Source organism: Oceanobacter sp. 5_MG-2023 (assembly GCF_030548165.1).
In the GTDB taxonomy this organism is placed as follows: Bacteria; Pseudomonadota; Gammaproteobacteria; order Pseudomonadales; family Oceanobacteraceae; genus Oceanobacter.
On the sequence record NZ_JAUORS010000001.1, the window covers coordinates 91,899 to 108,107 of the forward strand.

Below are 16,209 nucleotides of genomic sequence, written 5' to 3' on the forward strand. Positions count from 1 at the left end.
CGATAGTTGATATGTCAAGCGGATGATCACGAATGGATCAAGCTCAGCCACCCGGCAGGGTGACTGAAGAAACAGAAGAAGGCCAGTAGCTGACCCGCTTCCAAACCTGGACAGGATGCTCCAGGCAACGGTCGATTAACCGATGTTAACGCCGTGTGCTTCCGCCAGAGGCTTCAGACCACCGGCAAAACCCTGACCAATGGCCTTGAACTTGAACTCGCTGCCATGGCGATACAGTTCGCCAAAGATCATGGCCGTTTCGGTAGATGCATCTTCAGACAGGTCGTAACGGGCAATTTCCTTGCCGTCGGCTTTGTTTACAACACGGATATACGCGTTGGAAACCTGACCGAAGTTTTGCTTGCGGCTTTCTGCTTCGTGAATTGTGACAGCAAACACCAGTTTTTTCACATCCGCCGCCAGAGAGGTCAGTTTAACGGTGACTTTTTCGTCGTCGCCATCACCTTCTCCTGAACGGTTGTCACCCATGTGTTCAACCGAACCATCCGTTGATACCTTGTTGTTGTAGAAAATAAAGCTGGTATCGCCCAGTACCTTGCCATTTTCACCGGTAATAAACACGGAGGCATCCAGATCGAATTCAGTACCGTCAGTAACACGAGGGTCCCAACCAAGACCAACCACCACCTCAGTCAGGCCTGGTGCTTCTTTTGACAGGGAAACGTTACCGCCTTTAGACAGACTTATAGCCATTTTTTTATTCCTTATTCAGTCAATTAACCAATCAAAATTTCATACCTGACCCTTGGCCAGGACATGCCGTCTTGCTGCATGCTCATGGCCAAGCGCATAAAATGTCCACTCGCCATTGTTACGATGCGATGCCGCAAAATTCATGGCAGTTTCCGTTAATGCATCGTTGGCCAGGTCATAACGCATACTTTCTGCGTCGCTGGTGTCATGGACAAGATGAATGAATAAATTACTCACTTGCCCATAATTTTTATTTACGGTTTATCAACCTCTCGGATGATACCGCACCACTCTTGCGTGATGGCAACAAAGACGGTGCCAGCAGGACTGTCTTCGTCGCAGCGCAGGTAAAGCCTAAAGCTCGAAATCAGCCGGATTCAGGCCCAGCTCCGAACAAATCAAACGACAAGCGGCTTTTTCCTGATCATCAAAACTGCCATCCGAGGCACCAATGGCACAGGCAACCCGCACCAGCAAACGTGCGGCACCATCGTCTTTCTTGATTTTGTTGATCGTTTTCAACGCTTCCGCCTGACCAATCTGATAGTCAAACTCAAACTTGCCACAAGCGTCGTTAAACACGTTGATAACGTCATTGAGATTGAAGGCCTTGAGCTCTGGCGAGTTGTTGATAAACCCGGTCATTTTCATTTTTTCAGCGGAAGAAATATCACCATCCGCGGCGGCAATCATGGCGCAGGCAGTGGCGGTTGCTTCCATAAAGTCCTTGTTCTTGAACTTCGAAACTTCGGTCGTCAGCTTGTCCCGTGCCATCGACACATTTGTTTTCAGCCATCCCAACATGTTGTATTCCTCATTGTGAAAAAACACAGCGTCGCTGCGATTATTTATTTTGATCCGGCCGACCAGCGCATTCCCCAGCCGTAGGCCTGATCCAGATCCCGGTGGCCTTTGTGAAAATCCACGCAACGGGTCACTTTGACCGCACCGTTATCGTTTTCCAGCATGGCAACAGCACACATGCCATGACGGCCGCCTTCTTCATTCATACGCACTTCAATATCCGGCTGGCCAGGGATATAGATGGTGATCACCCCGTCGGTTTTTTCCCAGTTGGGTGCGCCCTTGTAAATAAAGGCGAACACCAGAATACGCCGGATCAGGTGCCATTTCTGGCCGTTGATATGCAGCCATTCGCCACCATCCACCGAGCCAGTACGATCATCACCCATCAATTGGATATAGGGTTCACCCTGCAGATCTCCAAAGCCATTTCCCAGAGCCTGTACCGCACCCTTGAGGCCATCCTGAAGTTCAAACAGGCAACCCACATCCAGATCGATCGCTTTGCTGCTGGAGAAGAACCCCCCAGAGCTGCTTTTGTTCCAGTTCAGGTTGACCCGTATTTCGCCAAAACCCGCGGTGGATTTTTCCAGGCTGATACTGGAACGGGATTTATCCAGCGTCACCTTGCTCAGATTCACCGTGGATTTTGGTGCCGCTGGAGCCGGAGCCGGGGTTGGAGCCGGCTCAGGCTCTGGGGCCGCGACATCCACACCAAAGTGTTCTGCCAGCGGCTCCAGGCCACCGGCAAACCCCTGAGCCACGCAACGAAATTTCCAACTGCCCTGGCGACGGTAAAACTCCCCCAGAATCAGTGCTGTTTCCTGCATGCCGGATGTCGGAATATCGGAGCTGATACCACCACTGATTGCCAGCGTCAGTTGCGAGACGGCATCAAAACGCGCCTTGTTGGCGTGAATCGTGGCGGTAAAAGCCACTTTTTCAACTTCTGCCGGTAGCTGTCCCGGGTCCAGAAAAAACACGGCATGACCGGCATCAGCCTGGGTCATACGAACGGCCCCGGCCAGAATATCGGGCTGACCATAAAAGCACATATCGCCATCACCACGTACCTTGTGCGCGGCATTCAATACAAAGGCAGAAATATCAATGTCGGCTCCGGGTAATGGTGAATAGCGGATATCCACCCGTAACTCTCCCGTGGCGACTGGCGCATTGGCGCCTGGCACCAATACACTCATCCACGTACCGCCTGCATGGCCAGATTAACCAGATCGTCTGCAGTACGGCCATTGGTGACTTGTCCGATTGCCTTGAACTGCCAGCCACTGCTGTCGCGGCTCAGACACCCCATCACAATACCGGTGTGCTGACCTTTTTCGGAAAGGTTAAAACGGGCCAGCTCAGTGTTGTTGCTGCGATTCAGGATACGACAGTAGGCGTTTTCTACTTTTTCGAAGTTCTGGCCGGTAAAACTGTTAACGGTAAACACCAGGTGTTTGGCAGCCGCTGGCAGGCTCTTCAAATCAACAGAGATGCTTTCGTCGTCACCATCCCCTTCACCGGTACGGTTGTCGCCAGAATGCTGGATTGAGCCATCTTTTGATTTCAGCTGGCGGAACCACACCAGATCGATGGATTGCAACTGGTCATCCAGCACGATGCAGGAGGCATCCAGGTCAATGGCACCGCCGCCCATTAACTTGCCGAAGAAACCGGTTGCTTTGACCGGGTCCCATCCCAGCCCAAGCGAGATATTGCTCAGGCCACTCCCGGCTGTTTTTTCCAGGGAGATGCTTTGGTTTTTCGTTAGAGTCAGTGCCATTATTTTGCTCCTTGCTCATCATCTGAGTGGGTATCTGTGCCACCGGCATCCTGTTGGATGCTTGCTGTGGCAGTGGCCGACCATGCTGCCATACAAGATAGTGATAAGATAATTAATCTCATGTGTCATTTCTGGCACAGACATGTGATGTTGTTATTACCATTCAACCATACGGGTAGCAACAAAACTGTGACCGGTGAAAGCTACAACAGTTCTCAGCGCTCTCGACCCAATACTGAGGTTAACCACGCGACCTAAGCATGCGGCTAGCAGCGCGATTCGGTCAGACCGAGCGGCCCATCCTGACTGATGGTTTCCTGCGGTTTTACCCCATACCACTTGGCACGCTCCAGAATACCACGCGCCCATTTCTGGTGAGTGGCAGGCTCACACATGGCATCGTTATGGCGAAAGACCGCTGGCGCCTGGTCTTGCACTATCATCCTGGCGGCATTCAGATCTTCAAGATTGACCCGGAAACGGTCGTGAATCAAAGTGATCTGACAGGGGTGAATAGCGGTTTTACCGACCATGCCATGGGCGATATCCAGATCCAGTTCCTGCTGCAATAACTGCGGGGAAGCCAGCTGCTCGAATACGGGCGCGGAGAGAGAGAAACCCAATGAGCCCATCACGCCGGACACCATCGGGATCAGATAACTCATGGGCGTGCTGTACAGGGTTGTGGTCGAGTTGCGGCGCAGCCCCAAACAACCCATCAGGTCGTTGCCGCCGATACGCAGCACCACAATCCGCTCCCCCAGCCGGACTTTCAAGGCTTCACCCAGTTCCACCATGGCGGCAGGATTAAAGGTTTCTGGTGTTTCCAGTGTTGGCATCAGCAATAAATCCGGGTGAGCCAGTGCTTGCTCCCAAACCGGTAAATTATCAAGCGTCAGCTTCGGAATCACAAAACCGTCGATTTCGGATATCAATGGCCATTCACTCAAGCGTGCTGCCATCTCGGCATTACGCGGGCGCACAAACAGCAATGGCTGCCTGCTCGGCTGGCCCGGCGGATAAAACGGCTGCTTTTGTTGATGTAATTGCAGCAGCAACTGTTCCAGGTTTCGCAGCGCAATATCCACATCGCTGTCGGCCACAGCATCTTCCAGACAAATCACCAACGACCGCAGTTCAGGCACTTTGCAGTGGCAGATAACATCGGCGAGGTCCGCACGAGTGGCGGGCATATAAAGAGTCGCCCCCAGGGCATAGGGTGACACTCGTGTCATTGATTCACGCTCCGGATAATGGTTACAGCCCGATAGGGACCAAGGGCATCACCCACTTCCTCGACGGTGACACCGGCACGTTCGGTCAGATGCATTAACAAGCGGACGTCGCTGTCGTTCTTGTCCCGTACCAGTACATGTTCGGGCACGCGTCGCAGTACCGCCCGAGTGGCTTCGGCAATACCCGGTTTGATGCGGTTCATATTGGTGATGCCAAAGCGGTTAGCCAGTGTACTGACAACACCAGTGGCGGCAGTTTGCAGCTGTTGTCGTTGCGTATCACTCCAGGGAACTGCGGCCGTCACAGGCCCCAGTTGCTGACGCTCAGCCTCAATCCGGTCAACAAACGCACGGGTAACATCAAAGGCCTGTAAATGATCACAGCGCATACAACCGTGCAAGCCACCATCCGCCGGCCAGATGGAACGGGACACCAGACCCGACACAGTGGCACCCAGAATACCGGACGGGATCACCCAATCTTCCGCCGATGCCGCCAGCCAGGCATGACCGCAAGGGTCGGCCAATACCACCATACGTGGCCCACCAACAAAACGTGGATCATCCCCAAGGCTGCGCTGCAGCTCACCGGCGATGGCTCCTTTTCCTGTCCAGCCATCTACAAAGATCAGGTTGTCGGCACCGTGCGCGGTAATAATGGCTTCCAGCGCCACACGGTCTATATCACGATCACGCACAATGCTGATGCCGTAGTGATAAGCCTCGCGCCCCAGCGCCAGCAGTGCCCGACGTAATAACACGCCCAGCGGCAAACCGGCCCGAACAAACGATACCAGCACCACCGCGCCGCCTGGACAGCCGGTGTTCAAAGCCTCGGCCAATGCCTGAACATCGGCAGCCATACGGGCGCCATTCTGTTTCAGCGCTCGCTCATACAGGGTGATATGAATGTCGGTTGGTGCGTCTTCCCGACTGATCATTTCTGAATAATGCTTCTGATTGGTCTGAATCAGACGCTCTTTCTCAGCCACGTCGGTTGGCTCAATTTGACAGGGCTGCAATAAAAAATGCACATCGTCAGCGAGATAACTGCCACTGCCAACGGTGTGAAGTGCATTAAACACATCACTCATGAATCTGGTCCTCCACCACCCGTGCCAACTGCCCTCGGGCCGGGGTGGCCCACCAGTGGCATTCGCTCATAAAACCCAAATCGGTCAGGCTGTCACCAAACCCCAATACCGGACGGTCGCCGTTGATGGCCCGGTCCCGCTGCAGCCATTCCTGCACCGCCAGCTGTTTGGCCAGCCCCTGGGGCAAGAAAGCCAGATTATTGCCATTGGCATGTACGTGCATACCTTCCAGCAAACCGCGGCGCTGCACTTCGGCTAACACCTGCGCAAGTACCGCATCGTCCTGTTCGTTATGCTTGGTGACGACGTAATGTTGCAAGCCTTCTTCTTCGACCACCCAGCCTCTGAGTGAGAAACCCAGCGCCTCGCCAATAGACAATGTGGCGGCGCTCAGCTGCTGCAGCCGTGACTGAAAGGCTGACAGACGATCGGTCATCTGTGCCTGCCATTGTGGCTCCAGCTGATGATCCGGCGTCAGGATCACGCCGCCATGGGCACACACGGCACCATGGACAAACGGAATCTGCACCCGGCGGTAGGCCTCTACGCTGCGCGCCGTCACCGGCACGACGTCGGCGGTGGCCAGCAGCCATTGCACAAAAGTCTGCTGTACCGGCGTCATATAACCATTGGGCTGGCCGTGCACATCCAGGGTGGCAGGGTGGCGCGGGCTGTCGGGTGGCATTTTGCGAGCGGTTTGGAACAGGGTGTCATCAAGATCGACAAAAACCAGCGGACGCGTATTACTCATTGACCACTACCTCGGCTTGCAGAGTATCTATCAACAGAGCGGGAACAGCCTCTGCCGGAGTCTCGGTACAAATCAGCACCCGGTCAAACTGGCCCGGACGGACGTTATAGATAAAATTGGGAATACCCAGACCGTAGTTGTCCGGAAAGGATAACGCGTGTTCGATGGCATGACCGATAGCAATGGGCGAACGGGTAGTCGAGCCAAAATGCACATCGGCACCGGCTTGTTCCAGTCGTTCCGCCAGTAAAAACGGTTTCCAGACAAATTCTCCGGTGCCAACCACCAGCACCCGTTCTCCGGCCTTGATTTGCAGCCCAGGCGCCAGCGTGTCGTCGACATGGCGTACACCCAAACGGCCAAAGTCATGCTCCGGCGACAAGAGCCATTCTCCGGCCTCTACCGTTTCAACATCCGGCATCTCTGGCAACGGGGCAGTAATATCTTCAATAAAGCGGTAAGAGCCCTGCAACAGCGAGACCTGATCGGTCGGGGCTGCAATCCTGTTTTGCACGGCGCCTTCGGACCAATCCGTCAAGACACAGGTCACCACCCGCTCAATATGCGACAGCCCGGATGCCATCAGCGCTTCATAAAGGTTGATAAAGGTTTTGCCGGTTGAGGCTTCATCGTCGACCAATATCAGCGAACGGGCCTGCAACATGGCATCCCGAATATCAGCATCCACCGGCCGATGAATCAGATGGGCACTGGCATGGCTGTGCTCTTCTTCAAAGCGGGTAAAAATGTCATCCCCGACCGGATGGCGGGTCGTCACCAGATAAATTGCATCCGATCGTGTTGCGCTGTAGGCACGATGGACACCGGCTCCCAGACCAACGGCGGTTTCAGCCATGCCGATCACCAGCACCGGGCCGGGCAAGTCATCCGGAATCTGCGCCGCCAATTTGGTAAAAGCGGCTTCCATCTGCGCCGGACGTACCGGAATATGACGACCTAACACCCGAGAGACAAACAGAAATGCCCGCTTCGGGTTGCGCCGCTCGGCAAAACCGAATAACTCGTCGGGATCGATACGTGCATCGTCCACATTAACTTCGAGCAACCCGCGCATTAATTGGGCACTCAAAGCGTGTTTTACTGCGGTACTTTCCATGATTTTATTCCCAGAGTACCAACCACAGCACACACAACACGGTGGCCGGGGTCAGCAAGATGTATTTAGCTGCCGCGTGCTTCAATCTTCCATAAGGAAGGTTGTGTCACTCGTGCCATATCGGCCGTGGTCAGTGTGGTGGCGCTTGTCATGGTGGACACCTCGACCCGGCAAGCGTGCAAAAAGGCCTGTAACAAAGCGGCCTTGACGGCAAAATTCATATTTTGTGCATCACTGATACTTGAAGTCACCATACCCACGACGGCTCCGTTGCTATCGAATAACGGGCTGCCGCTGGAGCCTGGCTGAATCGGTGCGGTGAACTGCAGGATGCTGGCATCGTTATGGACACCAAACAGCGCCGAAATGCCCCCTTGTGTAACATGAACATCGCCACCAGCAAAACCGGCCAGAGGAAAACCCAGTGCGACAACCGTTTCACCAAGATGGCAGCGCACATCGTCACGGAAGCACACGGGCTGCAACCCGGGCTCCTGCTGGATACGTAATAACGCGATATCATTACGGCGATCGACCATCACTGGCTCAGCACGATAACGCCCGTCAAAGGACGTTATATGAATATCCTGGCGATCTTCAATCACATGAGCACAGGTCAGGATATGTCGGGAGGAAACCGCAAAACCAGTGCCTGTTGCCACACCGGCAGCGGCCCTGCCCGCTTCCGCCCCAGCGGCTTCATGCGACCGGTCCGGATGGCGATCATCAATGGTTAACCCGAGACGACGCCCGAACGCTGCGAGGCCATAAGCAGAACCTTCCGCCAGCGCCCGGAATTTCCACTGCGCACCACGGCGGTAACATTCGCCAATGACCATGGCAGCATCACCCGAATCCTGCAGCTCCAGTTTATAAGAGATGATATCCGCAATCCGCAAGTGTACACGCTCCAGCTCAGCCACTGGCCCCACTGCCGCAAAGGTGTACACCACCAGCAACAGCCGGTCACTTCGGGCAGGTAATTGCGCCAGATCGACCTCACACCGCAGTGAGTCACCCTCGTCGTGCCACTGCATCCAGGGCTGGGTGAGCCGGTACAAGGAAGGTGCACCGGTCGGCAGGTGTTTTGCGTCAAGCGGTAATAACGCCAACCCGGCGTTACGTCCCAGCGCGCCACCTTGTTTGCTGTCCAGGGTTAGCCGAATGTCTGTGACTGGCAGCCCTTCATTGGCACCAACGACCAATTCCCGCATCAATACTCACTCCCTGATCCTGTTTGCCGGATTGAAGCATGGAGACAAACCCCGGCCAATTGCAACCCCGGCGGTGATTCCAACTCAGCCTGCCGTCAATGGTAAAGCCACACTGACGACTTTTACCTTGAGATTCGGAAGCCAATCACTCACAGGCTCTGGCAAACCCAGGCGGCGACAGGCCCAGATACCGGGTAAATTGACCCCGGTGAGCCGGGTGTAACCGATACCACCGGAATAACGCGGGTTGATTTCCAGCAGATGCGGCTGGCCGTTGTCATCGTCACGAGTCTGCACATTCACCAGACCATCGCAGCCAAAATGAGCAGCGGCCTTGAGTGCCAGCTCAACCGCTGCCGACTCACGCTCAAAGGTCTGGTACAAGCCCTGTTTGCGACGGCCAACATAGGCTACCGCCACCCCTGCTTCACACACCATATCAACCGAACACTCGCTGCCCGCCATATACGGCATCACCAACATCGGGGCACGTTGGGTATCCAGACCATAGGCCTGTAAATAGGCCTCAAAATTGACTTCACGGGCATCCGGATTCGCAAAACAGCGAAAGGCATCCACACCTTCCCGAAAACGCCAGAAGCCCTGACCATAAATACCGATGGCAGGCTTGATACAGACTTCACCGTAAACCGACATGTCAGCATACGCCTGCGCCAATTCCTCTGCCGTCGTCACCGTCACCGCAGGCACACAGGCCAAACCGGCACGCTCAGCAGCAGCGGTAAACAGGCTTTTGTTATCGACCAGACGGAAGGTCTCCAACGACATGCCACCGGTAATCAGCTGCAAGCCATGTGCTTCAAAGCGATCGCGAGCCGTCTCAAACAGCTGCCAATTACGTCCGGCCAGCAATACCTGGACGCCATGCTCCAGAGCGGTGTCAATTACCCAATCAATTTTGTCTGGACTATCCTTCGGCTCACGTAACGACACATCCGCCAGACCGGTGATTTCCGGACGATCACCACGATGAGAAGCCAAGAGAGTGACATCCGCAGGCAAGGCGTCGCGAGCGCCGGTAATGATATCGCGCTGACTCGATTGACCTTCAAGAAACCAGATCAAGAACTTCACCTCGGTTATTCAATATTCAGACAACATGGCCCAGCGGCGTATCCGATACGACACCGGAACAGAGCAGAGAGCGCACAGATGGAATGGGACGGGTTTTACCTAACTCGTTGAATCTATCATCAAAAACCCGCCATCACTATGCAAGGCGGGTGATGGAATACGAGGCACAAAGCAGTCAGAGGTAAGAGGCATACCAGTCGCAGCGATAGACCGGCACTCGGGCTGGTTGATTGATCAGTAATTGATCAATTGTTTGGCTCTGATTTTTTTTGCCTTCTCCTGGCCATACTCTTTTGCTGAAAGGCAGGAGTCATGCCATTCCAAAACACCAGCCAAGTAACACACCTCCAGCAGACCAGGTTTCAAACCCAGCAATGGTCGACTGGTAATAGCGCGTTCCAATTCGGCTTCCGCTTTCTGCAAGTTCCCCTGTTGACGCCAGTATCCGGACTTCCAGGCAATCACTCTATAGGCTTTTTTTTCTATTCTTGGCTCAAGCCAATTTGCCAATTCGAATGCTTCAGCTTCTGAATAACGCTCTGTACGACTCAACAGTGTCCATACTCCCGACAACAAATAGGGGTGATTCTTGACCCAGTCCACCTCCTGATCCGTCACAGATGCAGATGACAAAACACGCTGATTAAACGCCACAACCCGAAGGTATTGCTGATTAACCCCAAGAGTAATCACCAGAAACACAACAATAACCGCGCTCAGTGTGAAGCGATAAGCATAGTCCTTAGCAATTAGGGGTCGAGAGGACAAAATCATCGCCAACGCAGCCACTAATAGCAACATACTGGGTGGTTCATGAAAGGTCGTAGAAACCAGTCCCTGCAGGAATAAAACACCATAAGCAATGGTCCAATAAACGGTTAGCGGTAACACAGGCTTTTTATCTGAATGACAGATATGTACCAGTCCGCGTATTCCCATCCAACATAACCAGGCCAAAGCAATCACGGCCGCAGGCCAGCCCCAGTTCAGGGCAAATTCCAGCAAGGTATTGTGTGGTGCCTGGCCAAAAGGAAACGGATTCATATAATGATAGGAATCGGGCCCACCACCCAACCAGGGCTGACCGGCCATCTGAGTGAGTACCGCTTCCCAGATGATGGTGCGGCCGCTGCTGAAACTTCTTTCCTCTACTCCCAGAGTGCCAAAAGCCCCTATCATTCGCCAGATACCGCTCCACCCGACATCAAGCCCGTGCTCCGGTGTCAATAATATCGCCGTGTATACAGCCAACCCACTGAACAGGGCCAGTACCGACAGAGCACCTCGTTGGCGACGGTGTAACCAGGCAATCATTACCACAGCCAACAAGGTTGCCGCACAAGCCGCACGCCCGGCAGAAAACAAGACCGCAACGGCTGACAGATAAAACGCCAGCGCCCCAAGCATCCTGTTCCATACGTTTCCACGTGTTAAAAAATAACAACTGAGTACAACACCAACCGCCGCCACATCCCCCCAATGACGAATATGAGCGTACGCAGGCCCACCCCAACCCCATGAATACTGAAAAGGATATTCCAGACTGAGAAACAAAGAGAGATTGATCAACCAGGTCAGGCAAACCGTCAGTAATACTACCGTCGTAACCCAGTAGCTCAATGAGTTGAACCGTTGCAAACAAAGCCCTAATAACCAGATATTCAGCAGCGACAGCATCAGTTCCAACTGCCGATAAGTCCCGATATGGATATGGTCCGACACTCCCGTCGCGGTCAAAGACAACACCAGCCAGACGCTACCGGCCCACAACCAGAACCTGCCTGTCACTACCAGCTTGCCCTGTAACATAATCAACAGAAGAGCAGCCAAGCTCACTTGTACCGTTAATAATGCCGAGCGATAGTCAGCAAAAGCGCCTCCTCCAGACAAATATTTCGCCAATAGGCCCACAGCAAACAACACGGCCACCAAAATGGGGAATAACCCCAATAAATCTTTCCAGGAGCCTACCCCAAAGATTGTGGCTGGCCTCTGATTATCTGTGGCCGATGTTGTTTCCAGCACTATACCTCTCCATATGAATAACAATCGGTGCAACGCCAGTATCTGACCAATGAGACCTGAGGTTACATGCTGGAGGATGATATTGTTTATACTGCTGCTCTGCTATCGGAAATCAATCATTCTCTTGTCCAACCTGACCGAGGTCCGACCACCACATGCTGCTCGAATCCATAGGCCAACGCCTTGCCGAAGAACTCAATATCCGTCCGCAACAGGTATCGGCTGCCGTTGCCTTGCTGGATGAAGGTGCCACCGTACCGTTTATTTCCCGCTACCGGAAAGAAGTCACCGGAGCACTGGATGACACCCAGCTGCGTAATCTGGAAGAGCGATTGCGTTATCTGCGCGAGATGGAAGATCGTCGCGACAGCATCCTGAAAAGCATTGGTGAGCAGGGCAAGCTGACCCCGGAACTACAGCGGGAGCTGCTGACTGCCGATACCAAAACCCGGCTCGAAGACCTGTACTTGCCCTACAAGAAAAAACGCCGCACCAAAGGCCAGATCGCCATCGAAGCCGGACTGGCACCACTGGCCGAACGTCTGTTGGATAATCCGAACCTGACCCCCGAGTCTGAAGCCACTGCGTTTGTCTCCGCCGACAAGGGCATCGCCGACACCAAGGCCGCACTGGATGGTGCCAGGTATATCCTGATGGAACGCTTCGCCGAAGATGCCGACCTGCTGGCCAAGCTCCGCCAGTTTCTGCAACAGGAAGCTATCCTGTCGGTCCGGGTGATTGCTGGTAAAGAAGCCGAAGGCAGCAAGTTCGCCGACTATTTTGAACACGATGAAGCGTTAAAAAACGTGCCGAGTCACCGTGCGCTGGCGATTCTGCGCGGCCGTAACGAAGGCATACTGGGTTTCTCGCTGGTCACCCAAGCAGAGCTGGAAGACAAGCTGGCTGGTAGCCCGTGTGAAGCCATGATTACCGGTCATTTCCAGCTCAAGAACGCAGGCCGGGCCGCCGATCGCTGGCTGGCCGAAGTCGTCAAGTGGACCTGGCGCATCAAGCTGTTGACCCACCTTGAAACCGAACTGGTCGGGCAATTGCGCGAAAAGGCCGAAGAAGGCGCCATCAAGGTCTTTGCCGACAACCTCAAGGATTTGCTGCTTTCTGCGCCCGCTGGTGCCAAAAACACCATGGGCCTCGACCCGGGTTTGCGCACCGGCGTGAAGGTTGCGGTGGTTGACGCCACAGGCAAGGTGGTCGATTACAGCACGATTTACTGCACGCCTCCGCAAAACAGATTTGCCGAATCTGAAGCCATCCTGATGGCCATGATTGCAAAACACGGCGTGCAGTTAATTGCGATTGGCAACGGTACAGGCAGCCGGGAAACCGACAAGTTTGTTGGCGATATGCTGAAAAAGATCAACCCGGCGCTGGATGCCAGCCAGAAAGTGCAAAAAATCATGGTCAACGAAGCCGGTGCCTCGGTGTACTCCGCCTCCGAGCTGGCTGCCAAGGAATTCCCGAACCTCGATGTCACCATTCGTGGCGCTGTCTCCATTGCCCGACGCTTGCAGGACCCTCTGGCCGAGCTGGTCAAAATCGAACCCAAATCCATCGGCGTTGGCCAGTACCAGCACGATGTTAACCAAAGTCATCTGGCCCGCTCGCTGGATGCCGTTGTGGAAGACTGTGTGAACTCGGTCGGCGTCGACCTGAACACAGCATCAGCACCACTGCTCAGCCGGATTTCCGGCCTGAACACCACCCTCGCCAATAATATCGTTGCCTTCCGGGACGAAAACGGTGCCTTTAACAGCCGTAAGGAATTGGCCAAGGTGCCGCGACTGGGAGCCAAAACCTTCGAACAGGCGGCAGGCTTTCTGCGCATCATGAACGGCAGCAACCCCCTCGATGCCTCGGCGGTTCACCCTGAGTCCTACCCGCTGGTGAACAATATCGCCAAGCACTTTGGCAAGGATATCGGCAGCCTGGTCGGAGACCACTCCTTCCTCAAATCGGTCAATGCCGAGCAGTTTGTCAGTGCTGACGCCGGGCTGCTGACGGTGAAAGATATTCTTGCAGAGCTGGAGAAACCGGGACGTGACCCGCGCCCGGAATTCCGCTTTGCCGAATTCCAGGAAGGTGTCGAAAAAATCTCCGACCTGAAACCCAATATGGTGCTCGAAGGTGTCATTACCAACGTTGCCGCCTTTGGTGCCTTTGTGGATATCGGCGTCCATCAGGATGGCCTGGTACATATCTCGGCACTGGCTGACCACTATGTCAAAGACCCTCGGGATGTCGTCAAGGCCGGGGACATCGTCAAGGTCAAGGTAATGGAAGTGGACCCTGAGCGTAAACGTATTGGCCTGTCGATGCGCCTGGGTGACGATGCCAATGAAAAAGCCGCTGAACAAGCCAATCGCGGTGGCCAACGCAACAACAGCCCCAAACGAGGCGGCCAAAACCGGACCTCGTTTGGCGACAAACAGCCGCAAGGCCAGGGCGCCATGGCCGGGGCACTGGCAGCGGCGCTGTCCAACGCGCGCAAGAAAAAATAACCGCCCGACTCACCCGAATGACCAATAGCCAGCAACAGACAGCCTCCTGTCGCTGGCTATTGTTGCGCTCCTGCACAGCTCTTTTACTTGTCAGTCCTGCGCCCGGACTTACTTACCCGACCAGCTTTCTTTTATACTCCGCCGACATTTGTTCTGAATCGAGACGACCTTGGCAACCACCACCCTTCCCCGCGCTTTCCAAGATACTGCCTATCGCGACGCATTGGCGCTACTGCAAAATCCGCAACATGCGGCTCTATTGACGCGGTTGCAGCGCGGTATCGAGAAGGAAGGTCTGCGTTGTAACAACGATGGCATTATCAGCCAGAAGCCCCACCCCACAGGGCTTGGCTCGACCCTGACCCACCCCAGCATCACCACGGATTATTCCGAAGCCTTGCTGGAATTTATCACGCCGGTCTACCGCAGCGGCCATGAAGCCATTGCCTGTCTCGATGTGGCTCACCGTTTTGCCTTCAGCCAAATGGACGCCGAACTGATCTGGCCCAGCTCCATGCCCTGTATTCTGGAAGGCGAGATGAGCATCCCGATTGCGACCTATGGCAGCTCCAATCTGGGCCAGCTCAAGCATGTTTATCGTCATGGTTTGTGGCACCGCTATGGTCGTACCATGCAATGTATTGCGGGTATTCATTATAATTTTTCACTGCCCGACGAACTGTGGCCAATACTCAAAGCCCTGGATAACCAGCCAGACGAATCCTTGCAGGACTTTATCTCACGTCGCTATTTTGGCCTGATCCGTAACTTCCGGCGCTATTCCTGGTTATTGCTGTACCTGTTCGGCGCCTCCCCGGCCGTTTGCAGCAGCTTTCTCGCCGGCCGTGAGCACAACCTTGATACCTTGCACAAACACACCCTGTATCTGCCATACGCCACATCACTGCGCATGAGTGACCTGGGCTATCAGAACAATGCCCAGTCCAGCCTGCGAGTGTGCTACAACAGCGTTGAGAATTACGTCGAGACTCTGGGGGATGCCATTAATGTCCAGGTCGACGATTACGAAAAACTGGGCGTCCAGGATCAGCACGGCGTTTACCAGCAGCTGAACACCCACCTGCTGCAAATCGAAAACGAGTTCTACAGCGACATCCGCCCCAAACGTATCGCCAAAAACGATGAAAAACCGCTGGAAGCCCTGAATACCTTTGGCGTCGAATACATCGAGGTCCGCAACACCGACCTGAACCCCTTTATGCCGGTTGGCATCGATGTACCACAAACGACGTTTATGGATCTGTTTTTGTGTTACTGCCTGCTGCAGTCCAGCGACACCATTGAAGATGATGAATATCTGCAGATACAGACCAATCAACAGCGCACGGTCATGCGCGGCCGGGAGCCGGGCCTGACGCTGCTCAGTCAAGGGCAAGAGCGCAACCTGCAGCAATGGGGCCTGGCCTTGCTGGATGACATGCAGGCACTGGCGCAACAAATGGACAGCGCCAACCAGCACAGCTTCCATATCGACAGCCTGGGCCAGCAACGCCTGAAACTGGCCGATGCGGCTCATACGCCATCCGCCAAAGTACTGGCGGCGCTGCAAGAGCAAAAGCTGGAGTTCAGCGAATTTACCCTGCAACAAGCCAGACAGCACCGCAAGGCCCTGTCACAACCACTGGCACCGGAGGTTCATCGCCACTGGCAAGCCCTGGCCCGCCAGTCACTGCAAGAGCAAGCCCAAATCGAAGCCAGCGATACACTGTCATTCGAAGACTTTCTTGCCGATTACCTGCAACGTTAACAAGACTCTCGTCCGGTCTGGCCAATATGGCAGAGAAAACGGGCGAGAATGCTTGCATCCGGCGGAACATTTTCGACTTCTGGCGGACTG

13 protein-coding genes and 1 pseudogene are annotated in these 16,209 nt (G+C 54.5%); 2 read left to right on the forward strand and 12 right to left on the reverse strand.

Annotated elements, in window-relative coordinates:
* Nucleotides 1-135: 135 nt before the first annotated feature.
* From Q4551_RS00435 to Q4551_RS00490, 12 genes and pseudogenes are all read right to left on the reverse strand, one after another.
* Nucleotides 136-714 carry a TerD family protein gene (locus Q4551_RS00435; RefSeq protein ID WP_303431124.1) on the reverse strand — a complete coding sequence of 193 codons (579 nt, stop codon included), beginning with the start codon at nucleotides 712-714 and terminating at the stop codon, nucleotides 136-138.
* A gap of 39 nt (nucleotides 715-753) precedes the next feature.
* Nucleotides 754-957: pseudogene (locus Q4551_RS00440) on the reverse strand (TerD family protein); the annotation flags it as partial.
* Between the two features lie 111 nt (nucleotides 958-1,068).
* Complete coding sequence (locus Q4551_RS00445; RefSeq protein ID WP_303431125.1) at nucleotides 1,069-1,518, reverse strand: tellurite resistance TerB family protein; 450 nt, start codon at nucleotides 1,516-1,518, stop codon at nucleotides 1,069-1,071.
* Nucleotides 1,519-1,562: 44 nt separating this feature from the next.
* Nucleotides 1,563-2,720, reverse strand: a complete 1,158-nt coding sequence (locus tag Q4551_RS00450; RefSeq protein WP_303431126.1) for a TerD family protein — start codon at nucleotides 2,718-2,720, stop codon at nucleotides 1,563-1,565.
* The gene (locus Q4551_RS00455; protein ID WP_303431127.1) at nucleotides 2,717-3,304 is read right to left on the reverse strand and encodes a TerD family protein; all 588 of its coding nucleotides are present in this window, start codon (nucleotides 3,302-3,304) and stop codon (nucleotides 2,717-2,719) included. The genes Q4551_RS00450 and Q4551_RS00455 overlap by 4 nt, the downstream gene beginning before the upstream one ends.
* Nucleotides 3,305-3,570: 266 nt before the next feature.
* Nucleotides 3,571-4,539, reverse strand: coding sequence for an HpcH/HpaI aldolase/citrate lyase family protein (locus tag Q4551_RS00460; RefSeq protein ID WP_303431129.1), 969 nt, complete (start codon nucleotides 4,537-4,539; stop codon nucleotides 3,571-3,573).
* Complete coding sequence (locus Q4551_RS00465) at nucleotides 4,536-5,633, reverse strand: cysteine protease StiP family protein (RefSeq protein ID WP_303431130.1); 1,098 nt, start codon at nucleotides 5,631-5,633, stop codon at nucleotides 4,536-4,538. Before Q4551_RS00465 ends, Q4551_RS00460 begins: the two co-directional genes overlap by 4 nt.
* A complete protein-coding gene (locus Q4551_RS00470; protein ID WP_303431131.1) occupies nucleotides 5,626-6,384 on the reverse strand; it encodes a hypothetical protein in 759 nt (252 codons plus the stop codon). The genes Q4551_RS00465 and Q4551_RS00470 overlap by 8 nt, the downstream gene beginning before the upstream one ends.
* Nucleotides 6,377-7,501: a phosphoribosyltransferase domain-containing protein gene (locus Q4551_RS00475; protein WP_303431132.1), complete on the reverse strand. Its 1,125-nt coding sequence runs from the start codon at nucleotides 7,499-7,501 to the stop codon at nucleotides 6,377-6,379. Before Q4551_RS00475 ends, Q4551_RS00470 begins: the two co-directional genes overlap by 8 nt.
* Nucleotides 7,502-7,566: 65 nt before the next feature.
* Nucleotides 7,567-8,715: a trypsin-like peptidase domain-containing protein gene (locus tag Q4551_RS00480; protein ID WP_303431133.1), complete on the reverse strand. Its 1,149-nt coding sequence runs from the start codon at nucleotides 8,713-8,715 to the stop codon at nucleotides 7,567-7,569.
* A gap of 84 nt (nucleotides 8,716-8,799) precedes the next feature.
* The gene (locus Q4551_RS00485; RefSeq protein WP_303431134.1) at nucleotides 8,800-9,801 is read right to left on the reverse strand and encodes an ATP-grasp domain-containing protein; all 1,002 of its coding nucleotides are present in this window, start codon (nucleotides 9,799-9,801) and stop codon (nucleotides 8,800-8,802) included.
* Between the two features lie 243 nt (nucleotides 9,802-10,044).
* A complete protein-coding gene (locus Q4551_RS00490) occupies nucleotides 10,045-11,640 on the reverse strand; it encodes an O-antigen ligase (protein WP_303431135.1) in 1,596 nt (531 codons plus the stop codon).
* Between the two features lie 350 nt (nucleotides 11,641-11,990).
* Between Q4551_RS00490 and Q4551_RS00495 the strand changes: the two genes are divergently transcribed.
* Together Q4551_RS00495 and gshA are read left to right on the forward strand one after the other, a co-directional pair.
* Nucleotides 11,991-14,351 (forward strand): Tex family protein, encoded by a 2,361-nt coding sequence (locus tag Q4551_RS00495; protein WP_303431136.1) that lies wholly within the window; start codon nucleotides 11,991-11,993, stop codon nucleotides 14,349-14,351.
* Between the two features lie 169 nt (nucleotides 14,352-14,520).
* Nucleotides 14,521-16,119 carry a glutamate--cysteine ligase gene (gene gshA, locus Q4551_RS00500; protein WP_303431137.1) on the forward strand — a complete coding sequence of 533 codons (1,599 nt, stop codon included), beginning with the start codon at nucleotides 14,521-14,523 and terminating at the stop codon, nucleotides 16,117-16,119.
* The last annotated feature ends 90 nt before the right edge of the window (nucleotides 16,120-16,209 follow it).

Bases quoted from the DNA above. Each gene is read 5' to 3' on its own strand.
- Q4551_RS00465 (WP_303431130.1), bottom strand. From the start codon at position 5,633: ATGAGTGATGTGTTTAATGCACTTCACACCGTTGGCAGTGGCAGTTAT.
- Q4551_RS00470 (WP_303431131.1), bottom strand. From the start codon at position 6,384: ATGAGTAATACGCGTCCGCTGGTTTTTGTCGATCTTGATGACACCCTG.
- Q4551_RS00475 (WP_303431132.1), bottom strand. From the start codon at position 7,501: ATGGAAAGTACCGCAGTAAAACACGCTTTGAGTGCCCAATTAATGCGC.
- Q4551_RS00450 (WP_303431126.1), bottom strand. From the start codon at position 2,720: ATGAGTGTATTGGTGCCAGGCGCCAATGCGCCAGTCGCCACGGGAGAG.
- Q4551_RS00435 (WP_303431124.1), bottom strand. From the start codon at position 714: ATGGCTATAAGTCTGTCTAAAGGCGGTAACGTTTCCCTGTCAAAAGAA.
- Q4551_RS00480 (WP_303431133.1), bottom strand. From the start codon at position 8,715: ATGCGGGAATTGGTCGTTGGTGCCAATGAAGGGCTGCCAGTCACAGAC.
- Q4551_RS00455 (WP_303431127.1), bottom strand. From the start codon at position 3,304: ATGGCACTGACTCTAACGAAAAACCAAAGCATCTCCCTGGAAAAAACA.
- Q4551_RS00495 (WP_303431136.1), top strand. From the start codon at position 11,991: ATGCTGCTCGAATCCATAGGCCAACGCCTTGCCGAAGAACTCAATATC.
- Q4551_RS00460 (WP_303431129.1), bottom strand. From the start codon at position 4,539: ATGACACGAGTGTCACCCTATGCCCTGGGGGCGACTCTTTATATGCCC.
- Q4551_RS00445 (WP_303431125.1), bottom strand. From the start codon at position 1,518: ATGTTGGGATGGCTGAAAACAAATGTGTCGATGGCACGGGACAAGCTG.